This window comes from Streptomyces tailanensis, assembly GCF_008386495.1.
Classification (GTDB): Bacteria; Actinomycetota; Actinomycetes; order Streptomycetales; family Streptomycetaceae; genus Streptomyces; species Streptomyces tailanensis.
Genome location: NZ_VTHJ01000012.1, coordinates 62,048 through 71,511, shown reverse-complemented (window position 1 = coordinate 71,511; position 9,464 = coordinate 62,048). Strand labels below are relative to the sequence as shown.

9 protein-coding genes and 1 pseudogene are annotated in these 9,464 nt (G+C 70.4%); 6 read left to right on the top strand and 4 right to left on the bottom strand.

Going from position 1 to position 9,464, the window contains the following annotated elements; genetic code table 11:
• Positions 1 to 234: 234 nt before the first annotated feature.
• The 4 genes from F3T56_RS12360 to F3T56_RS12345 all read left to right on the top strand — a co-directional run bounded on the left by F3T56_RS12360 (position 235) and on the right by F3T56_RS12345 (position 5,576).
• Entirely contained in the window at positions 235 to 1,455 is a 1,221-nt protein-coding gene (locus tag F3T56_RS12360; protein ID WP_149825029.1) for a flavin-containing monooxygenase, read from the top strand.
• 232 nt (positions 1,456 to 1,687) lie between these two features.
• Positions 1,688 to 3,937, top strand: a complete 2,250-nt coding sequence (locus F3T56_RS12355) for an acetate--CoA ligase family protein (protein ID WP_149825028.1) — start codon at positions 1,688 to 1,690, stop codon at positions 3,935 to 3,937.
• Between the two features lie 70 nt (positions 3,938 to 4,007).
• Positions 4,008 to 4,835: an enoyl-CoA hydratase/isomerase family protein gene (locus F3T56_RS12350; protein ID WP_149825026.1), complete on the top strand. Its 828-nt coding sequence runs from the start codon at positions 4,008 to 4,010 to the stop codon at positions 4,833 to 4,835.
• 57 nt (positions 4,836 to 4,892) lie between these two features.
• Positions 4,893 to 5,576 (top strand): flavin reductase family protein, encoded by a 684-nt coding sequence (locus tag F3T56_RS12345; RefSeq protein ID WP_246203584.1) that lies wholly within the window; start codon positions 4,893 to 4,895, stop codon positions 5,574 to 5,576.
• Here the strand turns inward: F3T56_RS12345 and F3T56_RS12340 are convergent.
• From F3T56_RS12340 to F3T56_RS12325, 4 genes are all read right to left on the bottom strand, one after another.
• The gene (locus tag F3T56_RS12340) at positions 5,573 to 6,112 is read right to left on the bottom strand and encodes a hypothetical protein (protein WP_246203583.1); all 540 of its coding nucleotides are present in this window, start codon (positions 6,110 to 6,112) and stop codon (positions 5,573 to 5,575) included. The genes F3T56_RS12345 and F3T56_RS12340 overlap by 4 nt on opposite strands.
• Positions 6,113 to 6,366: 254 nt before the next feature.
• Entirely contained in the window at positions 6,367 to 6,609 is a 243-nt protein-coding gene (locus F3T56_RS12335) for a hypothetical protein (protein ID WP_149825024.1), read from the bottom strand.
• Between the two features lie 394 nt (positions 6,610 to 7,003).
• Complete coding sequence (locus tag F3T56_RS47720; RefSeq protein WP_246203582.1) at positions 7,004 to 7,162, bottom strand: hypothetical protein; 159 nt, start codon at positions 7,160 to 7,162, stop codon at positions 7,004 to 7,006.
• Positions 7,163 to 7,203: 41 nt separating this feature from the next.
• The gene (locus F3T56_RS12325; protein ID WP_149825020.1) at positions 7,204 to 7,440 is read right to left on the bottom strand and encodes a hypothetical protein; all 237 of its coding nucleotides are present in this window, start codon (positions 7,438 to 7,440) and stop codon (positions 7,204 to 7,206) included.
• A 155-nt stretch (positions 7,441 to 7,595) separates the two neighbouring features.
• Between F3T56_RS12325 and F3T56_RS12320 the strand changes: the two genes are divergently transcribed.
• Positions 7,596 to 8,765, top strand: a complete 1,170-nt coding sequence (locus F3T56_RS12320) for a helix-turn-helix domain-containing protein (protein ID WP_246203581.1) — start codon at positions 7,596 to 7,598, stop codon at positions 8,763 to 8,765.
• A 70-nt stretch (positions 8,766 to 8,835) separates the two neighbouring features.
• Positions 8,836 to 9,435: pseudogene (locus F3T56_RS49690) on the top strand (transposase); the annotation flags it as partial.
• Between the last annotated feature and the right edge of the window lie 29 nt (positions 9,436 to 9,464).

The window sequence follows — 9,464 nt, the reverse complement described above, 5'->3', positions numbered from 1 at the left end:
GACATCAGCCGCTACCGCGGCGGGCGCTCGGCCCGCCCTCCGGCGGACGACGGGAATTTGACGACAGGCCCTAGCCCCACCTTGCGCCGTCACCACGTACGCCACCGCCTCCCCACACTCCAAGAGAGCTACGTCACCAGTCCCACCCACACCCCCTGCAGCCGTGATCAATCCGCAACCAATTCCGGTCTTGACCGAGACCCATCAAGTGAGGGCGCGAATACGCTCAGACACATGGCCGACTCCAGAGCATCCACGGAATCCGCGACCCCAGCCTCCGAGCACCCCGTCTACGTCATCGGCGGCGGCCCCGGCGGGCTCGCGGCGGCGTACGCGTTGCGGGCGCGGGGCGTGCGGGCCGTCGTGCTGGAGAAGGCGGACGGGGTGGGCGCGTCCTGGCGGCGGCACTACGACCGGCTGCATCTGCACACGACCCGACGACTGTCGGGGCTGCCCGGGCTGCCCATGCCGCGCCGGTTCGGGCGGTGGGTGTCGCGGGACAACGTGGTGCGGTACCTGGAGAAGTACGCCGAGGTGCACGAACTGGAGATCGTGACCGGTGTCGAGGTGTCCCGGGTGGAGCGGTCGTCCGACGGCACCGGCTGGCTGCTGCACGCCACCGGCGGCCGCGAGCTCACCGGCGGCGCGGTCGTCGTCGCCACCGGCTACAACCACACCCCCCACGTGCCCGACTGGCCGGGCCGGGAGACGTACCGCGGTGAGCTGTTGCACGCCTCCGAGTACCGCAACCCCAAGCCCTACGCCGGCCGCGACGTCCTCGTCGTCGGCATCGGCAACACCGGCGCCGAGATCGCCGTCGACCTCGGCGAGGGCGGCGCGGAGCGCGTACGGCTGGCCGTGCGCACCGCCCCGCACATCGTGCGCCGGTCCACGGCGGGCTGGGCGGCCCAGTACACAGGTGTCCTCGTACGACACCTCCCGGTCGCCCTGGTGGACCGGCTCGCCAAGCCGATGGCGAGGCTCAGCGTGCCCGACCTGTCCGCGCACGGTCTGGCCCGCCCCGACACCGGCCTCTACTCCCGCGTGAACGAGGGGTCCATCCCCGTCCAGGACGTCGGCCTCATCGACGCCGTACGGAAGGGGCGTGTGGAGGTCGTGGCCGCCGTGGAGGGCTTCGAGGACGGCAATGTGATCCTCGCCGACGGCGAACGCATCGGACCGGAGGCCGTCATCGCAGCCACCGGCTATATCCGTGCCCTGGAGTGCCTTGTCGGCCACCTCGGAGTGCTGGACGCGCGTGGCAGACCCCTCGTCCACGGCGCCCGCACCCCGGCCAACGCGCCAGGTCTCTACTTCCAGGGCTACACCAACCCGATCAGCGGTATGTTCCGCGAACTCGCCCTCGACGCCGAGAAGATCGCCAAGACCATCGCCCGCAGGGGCGGCGTCGCCACACGCGACGCACTCACCGTGGAGGGCCGCGCCGCGCGCTGAGCCAAGCCTCCGCACGCGAGTGTCCCCGTCCGCCCCATCCGTCCTCGGTTCCGATCGCGCACGGTGGGTACAACCCCCGTACGCAACCCGTACCGCCGCGTAACTTTGCCTGCACACCCATTCCTGACATTGCGTCAGTTCAGATAGCCTGAAATCTGACGCTGTGTCAGTTACGTGAAACGTGAGCGCGTCACGTCAGTGAATTGGCTGTCACACAGGAGCGGGCGGACCGATGCTTGGATCAACCCACGGCACCCTCACCACCGACTCCCGCCGGGCTCGGGCCATCGCCTGCGGCGAGCACTCCCAACAGGTCGTGCACGGCAGGCCGGCCGAGGCCGGTGACCTGGACGTCAGCGGGCGCCCGCTGTACGCCGCCGTCCCCGACCTGGACCGCCTCTTCAACCCCGAGTCCGTGGCCGTCGTCGGTGCCTCGGACGCCGAGGGGCGGCCCAACACCGGTATCACCCGGCAGTTGATCGCCTGGGCCGAACGGGTCGGCGCCCGGCTGCACCCCGTGCACACCACGCGTCAGTCGGTCTTCGGCATTCCCTGCTCCCCTTCCGTCGCCGAACTGCCCGAGCAGGTCGATCTGGCCGTACTGCTCGTCTCCGACCCCCTTCCCGTGATCGACCAACTCGCCCAGGCAAAGGCGAAGTTCGCCGTCGCCTTCGCCTCCGGGTTCGCCGAGACCGGTGCGGAGGGCGCGGCCGCGCAGGAGCGGCTGGCCGCCGCTGTGGAGCGGTCCGGGGGGATGCGGCTGCTCGGGCCGAACACCAACCTCAACGCCTTCGAGCGGTTCCGGGAGGATCTGGATGGGCCGGCGATCGCGCTGATCACGCAGTCCGGGCATCAGGGCCGTCCCGTCTTCTCCCTCCAGGAACTCGGCATCCGCCTCTCCCACTGGGCCCCCACCGGCAACGAGGCCGATCTGGAGACCGCCGACTTCATCTCCTACTTCGCCGAACGCCCCGAGGTGGGCGCCATCGCCGCCTACGTCGAGGGCCTCAAGAACGGCCGCGCCTTCCTCCTCGCCGCCGACCGGGCCGCCCGGCGCGGTGTACCCGTCGTCGCCGTCAAGGTCGGCCGCACCGAGACCGGCGCCCGCACCGCCGCCTCCCACACCGGCAAGCTGACCGGCGCGGACGCGGTGGTGGACGCGGCGATGCGACAGTACGGCGTGATACGGGTCGACGGGCTCGACGAACTCCAGGACACGGCCACCCTGCTGGCACGGGCACGACGGCCGGGGTCCACCTCGAACCGCCCGTCGGCCGACGGCGTCGTCGTCTATTCGATCTCCGGCGGCACGGGCGCGCACTTCGCCGACCTGGCAACGGAGGCCGGGCTGCCCCTGCCCACGCTCTCGGAGGCCAAGCAGGCCGAGCTGCACCAGTGGATCCCCGACTACCTGAGCGTGGCCAACCCCGTCGACAACGGCGGGCACCCCGTGGGCGACTGGCGCGGGCCCCGCATCCTCGACGCGATCCTCGACGACCCAGCGGTGGGCGTGCTGATCTGCCCCATCACCGGCCCCTTCCCGCCGATGAGTGACAAGCTCGCCCAGGATCTGGTGGACGCGGCGAAGCGAACGGACAAGCTGGTGTGCGTGGTGTGGGGGTCGCCGGTGGGCATCGAGGCCGCGTACCGCGAGACCCTGCTCGGGTCGTCCCGGGTGGCGACCTTCCGTACCTTCGCCAACTGCATCACCGCCGTCCGCGCCCACCTCGACCACAGCCGCTTCACCGCCGCCTACCGCTCCCCCTTCGACGAGGCCCCCCGCTCCCCCTCGCCCTCCTTCCGCAAGGCACGGGCACTGATGCGGCCGGGGCAGCAGCTGAGCGAGCATGCCGCGAAGCAGCTGTTGCGCGCGTACGGGATACGCGTGCCGCGCGAGCAACTGGTGACCAGCGCGGCGGCGGCCGTACGCGCCGCGAGCCTCGTCGGCTACCCGGTGGTGATGAAGGCGTCCGGGGCGCGGATCGCCCACAAGACGGAGCTGGGGCTGGTGAAGATCGGCCTGACCTCCGCCAGCCAGATCCGCGACGCCTATCGCGAACTGACGGACATCGCCCGCTACGAGGACGTGTCCCTCGACGGCGTGCTGGTCTGCCAGATGGTCGAGCGCGGCGTGGAGATGGTCGTGGGCGTCACCCACGACGACCTCTTCGGACCGACGGTCACGGTCGGGCTCGGCGGTGTCCTCGTCGAGGTGCTGCGCGACTCCGCCGTACGCGTTCCCCCCTTCGGCGAGGACCATGCCCGCGCGATGCTGACCGAACTGCGCGGGCGGGCCCTGCTGGACGGGGTCCGCGGGGCTCCCCCGGCCGACGTGGACGCCCTGGTCGAGGTCGTCCTCCGCGTCCAGCGCATGGCGCTCGAACTCGGGGACGAGATCGCGGAGCTGGACATCAACCCGCTGATGGTGCTGCCGAGGGGGCAGGGGGCCGTGGCGCTGGACGCGCTGACGGTGTGCCGCTGACCACCACCGGACTGAACACCACCGGACTCCGAGCCCAGCCATCACTCCCCGCAGTAACAGGAGCACCCACATGTCCGCTTCCCCCCTCGAACCTCCCGAAAAATCCCGTGACTCATTGATACTGCACGCCACTGACAACGCCGTCTCGTGGATCACCCTCAACCGCCCCGAAGCGCTGAACGCCATCACCCCTGACCAGCGGGAACAACTCATCCAGCTGCTCTCGGACGCCTCCGCCGACCCCGCCGTACGCGCGGTCGTGATCACCGCGACCGGCCGCGGTTTCTGCGCGGGGGCCGACCTGCGCGGACCGGCGACCGACACCGGCGAACGCGTACCCGGCGACATCTCCCGCACCATCCGCCTCGGGGCCCAGCGCCTCGTCGCCGCCGTACTCGACTGCGAGAAGCCGGTGATCGCGGCGGTGAACGGCACGGCGGCCGGCATCGGCGCGCACCTCGCGTTCGCGTGCGACCTCGTCCTGGCGGCCGAAGAGGCCAGTTTCATCGAGGTGTTCGTACGCCGCGGCCTCGTCCCGGACGGCGGCGGCGCCTACCTCCTCCCCCGCCTGATCGGCCCCCAGCGCGCCAAGGAGCTGATGTTCTTCGGCGACGCCCTGCCCGCCGCCGACGCGGAACGCCTCGGCCTGGTCAACCGTGTCGTCCCCGCCCAGGACCTGGAGAAGACGGCCCGGGAGTGGGCCGAACGCCTCGCCACCGGCCCCACCCGCACGCTCGCCCTCACCAAACAGCTCGTCAACGCCTCCCTCGACACCGACCGCACCACCGCCTTCACCGCCGAGGCCGCCGCGCAGGAGATCAACATGACGACGGCGGACGCGCAGGAGGGCGTGGCGAGCTTCGGGGAGCGCCGGGCACCGCGCTTCGAGGGCCGCTGAGTCCCACTCGCCCAACACTTCACTTCTGACGGTGCGTCAGTTTCAATGGTCGATGTGATGGGACATGCGGGAATGGCAGCCGCCGCCGTCCGCTACCTGAGGGCGGACAGAGGCCGCGGGACGGCCACCGAACCGGTCGTCGAAGCACTGCCGCGCCCCGACCTGCGCTGCGTCGGCGAGGACGAGCGCGCACCGGTCGACCAGGCCGAATTCCGGCGCGTACTGGGCAACTTCGCGACGGGACTGACCGTGATCACCGCACCGGCGGCCGAAAAGAGTGAGCCCCCCGCCGGCTTCGCCTGCCAGTCCTTCGCCTCGCTCTCCCTCGACCCACCCCTGGTCGCGTTCATGGTCGGCCGTACGTCGACGACCTGGCCCCGCATCGCCCGCGCCGGCGTCTTCTGTGTGAACGTACTCGGCGCTCTCCAGGGCGAGTTGTGCCGCCGTTTCGCCGTGAGCGGCGCGGACAAGTTCGCCGGGGTCTCCTACGACCCGGCCCTCGCCACCGGCTCCCCCCGCCTCACCGGAGCCCCCGCCTGGATCGACTGCACGATCCACGCCGTGCACACCGGCGGCGACCACCTGATCGTGGTGGGCAGGGTGGAGGCGCTGGGCACGGCGGACGAGACCGACGCCCCCACGAACGCACCGCTGCTGTTCCACCGGGGCCGGTTCGGCGGCTTCGTCCAGGCCTCCTCGGCCCGCCGCTCCGACCAACCAGCCCCCGGCCAGCCCACCTAACGCATCACCACCAACCCACCCCCCACCAGCACGCACACCACGGCCACCGCACCCCACGTCAGGATCGCCACGCAGGGCTGGACCGGGCGGCCCGCGTCGGCGCGTGCGACGGTGAAGTGCGCCGCGAGGGCCGGGGGCAGGGCCACGGCGTAGACGGCGAGGGCCGTGAGCTGCCAGGACGGGACGGCCAGGGCCGGGAGCACCCACAGGGTGCAGACGGGCGGGATCCACCACCAGGCGATACGGCCCGTCAGCTGCCGTGCGGTCCAGTGGGCCAGCACCACGGCCGGGAGGACGTACGCCGTGGTCAGTACGGCGGCCGCGAACAGGATGAGCAGAAGCAGCAGCGGGCCGATCGCGACGGCGGCGAAGGCCTCCCCGCCGCCGGGCCCGGAGCGGGTGCCCAGAGCCACCAGGGAGAGCGCGGCGCACAACAGCGCGCCCTCCACTCCCAGTACGGCCATGGAAACCGCCGACGGCTCGGCGCTCCTGCGGGTCGCGCCCTCACCCGCCACCCCGGCGGTTGCCATGAACATCACCAACACCCCTCCCCGTCTACAGGGAGTGTGCCCAGGCTGAAAGGTTGCGGCTCCAGGCGCCCCCACACCTCTTTCCGGGGGTGCCGCTCTGGCTCCGATCCGGTTCCTAGTGGCCGTGGCCGCCTGAGTCATCCGGTCACGAAGCACGAGGCCACGGGCGGTATCTCCCGTGGCCTCTCGTGTACCTGCCGGGCCTGGTGCCCCGGGACGGGGTCTCGTGCGCTCCGAGACCCCACGGAAGCCCGGACGACCTATGCGGCGGCAGGCGGCTCCTCGCTGCTGGCCGGGGAGACCGCCAGGGGCGGCTGTTCCTCGGTCGCGTCGGGTTGGGGAGCCTGGTCGTTCTTCTTGGTCAGCCGATCCCACGCATCGCGTGCGCGTCCGGCGGAGTCGAAGACGTCCGGGAGTTGGTCCAACAACCCCTTCAAGGCGAAGAGGAAGATGGCCACCACGCCAGCGATGGCGAGAATGAAGAGGATGGCAGTGCCGTCCACCGATCCTTAACCTTCCCTGTCATGGGTCGGATCGGTGGTCTGCGCGCAGGCAGCCTCGATCCGAACCCTACGGTTCGGACCGAGACACCCGCGCTTGACGCACGAACACGCAAATGTTCTCGGGTGGGCTGTTCGTCAGCCCGGGTCGTGCAACAACCTTCCTTGTCTGCGGCCCCGTCTTCGAGCTTGTGCGTCAGGCCCCCTGTCGGACTTGAAAAGGGGGCCCCGAGCTCTAACGGGGCAGCGTCCTGGTCCGACACCGAGTGTCAGCGCCCAGGTGCGAGGGGCCGCAGGGCGGCCCTCTGCGCACGATGGTAGCGCAGACCGATAAGCAATGTGTCAGGGCACAACTGAGCCCCACCCCAGTTGAGTTGGGGTGGGGCTCAAGTGCGGGTCAGGCGGAATCCGGCTCTCCAAGGAGGAGTTCGTCCCCGGCAGGGAAGCGCGCCGAACCGCCTTCCTCCCAGGTGACCACGACGGCTAACCCGCCCATCGGACCGCGTGCGGTGGTTGCCTCCTTGACGGTGCGCCACTCACCCTCGTAGCCGATCACGTCGCCCGGGGTGACGAGGGCCGCGCGCTTCGTGGGAACGCTTAAGGGTTCTCGACGGGCCGGACGTGCTTCAAAGGGACGTCCCATTCCGTGCCACCGCCCTCCGGCCGCAGGAACGCCGTCTGGCTGATGAGCTTGTTGCCCTCCTTGGTGCGTTCCTCGATCACGCCGTGAAGCTCGCCCGTGCGCTTCGAGAGCGTGTCTTCAACGAGCGTCCCCGCCGGGTAAGGCAGGTCGCCGTGACTCAGCATCGTTGGCGGCTTTTCTGTCTGTGCCATGCCCCCTCGTCCCACCTGGGCATACGTGTGTCACCCAAGAGAACTGCCGCCGTGCAAGCCGAACTTGCACACCTCTTGCACAACACCAGGGCGCGTGACTGGCCACGGTGGGACGATGGGACGTAACGGAAGTCGAGCGGGGAAGACGCACAGGTATGAGCGCGACCAAGATTCCCGGACCCGGTGCGAACGTGGCCGTCTGTCGTAAGGCGCGTGGCCTGAGCCAGGTCGCCCTTGCCCGGCGGGCGGGTGTGTCGGTCTCGCTGCTCAGCAAGATCGAGGTGGGCGACCGCGCACTGACGCAGGGCATCGCCGCAGCCCTCGCACAAGCCATGCGGATGACCCTTGACGAGCTGCTCGGTACGGCTCCGGTCGAGGGTGCCGACGAGAACAGCTTGACCGCGTTGAACTACGCCATTCGTCGGTTCGACATCCCCGACGGCCCTCCGACTCACCCCGAGGACCTGCCGCGCGAGCTGGCCGAGCTGAACGAACACCGCTACCGGACCGAGCTGTCGGCGGTGTTGCAGAAGACCCCGGGCGTGTTGACCCGGACGACCAACTTCGCCCACGCCACCCAGTCGCCCGACGCCTGGACGCGCGTCGCCGACACGTACTCGGTCGTGTACTGGCTGGCCGCCCGACACCGCTGGATGCACCTCGCCGAGCTGGCCGTCATGAAACAGCGGCTGGCCGCCGAGAGGGCGAACCCGATTGCCGCCACGGTGGCTGCTCGGGACGAGGCCGGAACCTTCCTCAACTCCGGGGACTTCGCGGGCGGTCTGGCCATCGTGGACCGCGCGATCGTGGAGGCCGAGACGACCTTGCACGGCCGCGACCGCGCGTTCGGCCTGGGCATCCTGCACCTTCGCGGCCTGACGCTGGCCGGTCGGCTGAAGGACAAGGCCACCGCCCGGCAGCACATCGAGGCCGCGTGGCGCACCGCCGAGGAGTACGGCGAGGACGCCGACGAGCATGGCATCCACTTCGGGCCCGACCAGACCGCGACGCACGTCATCTCGACGTATTCCGACATGGACCAGCACCGCACCGCGTTGGACACCGCCGACGACCTGATCCGGGGCGGCACAGACCTCCCGGCCACCCGCATCGGTCCTCTGCACATGAACCTCAGCCGGTCGCACCTCGCCCTGGGTGACCGTGACGCCGCCCTCGAATCGCTCGAAGAGGCGTGGGACGTCGCGCCCGAGATGGCCCGCGTCCACCCCACGTCACAGGAGCTGATGCGCGTGCTCACGTCGCTGCACCGCCGGAGCAACCCCCGCTTGACCCGCCTCGCCAAGCGAGCGGGCGTGCCCTTCTGAACTACCGGGGGAGTTCCCGGTTCGGCGGGGTGACTCGGCGACGACCGGCTCGAAGATCGCGGTCGCACGCATGACCTTCACCAACTCGTCGTACGCCTCATGGGCCTTGGCCGAGAGCTTCTCGACATTCGGCCAGCGCTTCGTCGTCTCGCGGACCGCTTCGGCGCGTACGTCCTCCTCGTGGCCCGGACCGGTCCGCTTGTTGTGGCCCTGCCACTGGATGAACTCCACGAGCCAGTCCCGAAACGCTATCGAGGCCGCCCAACAGCGCGCGAAGGACCTTCAGGTGCTGGCCACCGTGGCGCGCACCCGGCTGGCCGACATGGACCCCGACGAGCAGGCCGAAGTGCTGGGGCTGCTGGACGTGAAGGTCACGATCACGGGCCCGGGGCCGAAGCCGAAGCTCGGGCTGTCGTGCTCGATGGCGGGAGGGTTCAGGGCGAGCGGTCGGCTCGTGCCCTCGGAGTTGACGGACAAGACGTGGGCCGCAGCCGAGCCGATCGTCAAGGCGTGGGAGCCGCCCTACCACTGCTTGCACCCGGGTCGCCGGATGCTCGACGCGATGTTCTACAAGGCACGCACGGGCGTGAAGTGGGAGGACCTGCCCGAACGGTTCGGCGCGTGGAAGGACGTCCACTCCCGTTATAAGCGGTGGCTTAACGGCGGGGTGTGGGACCAGATCCTCGCCGCACTGCCTGT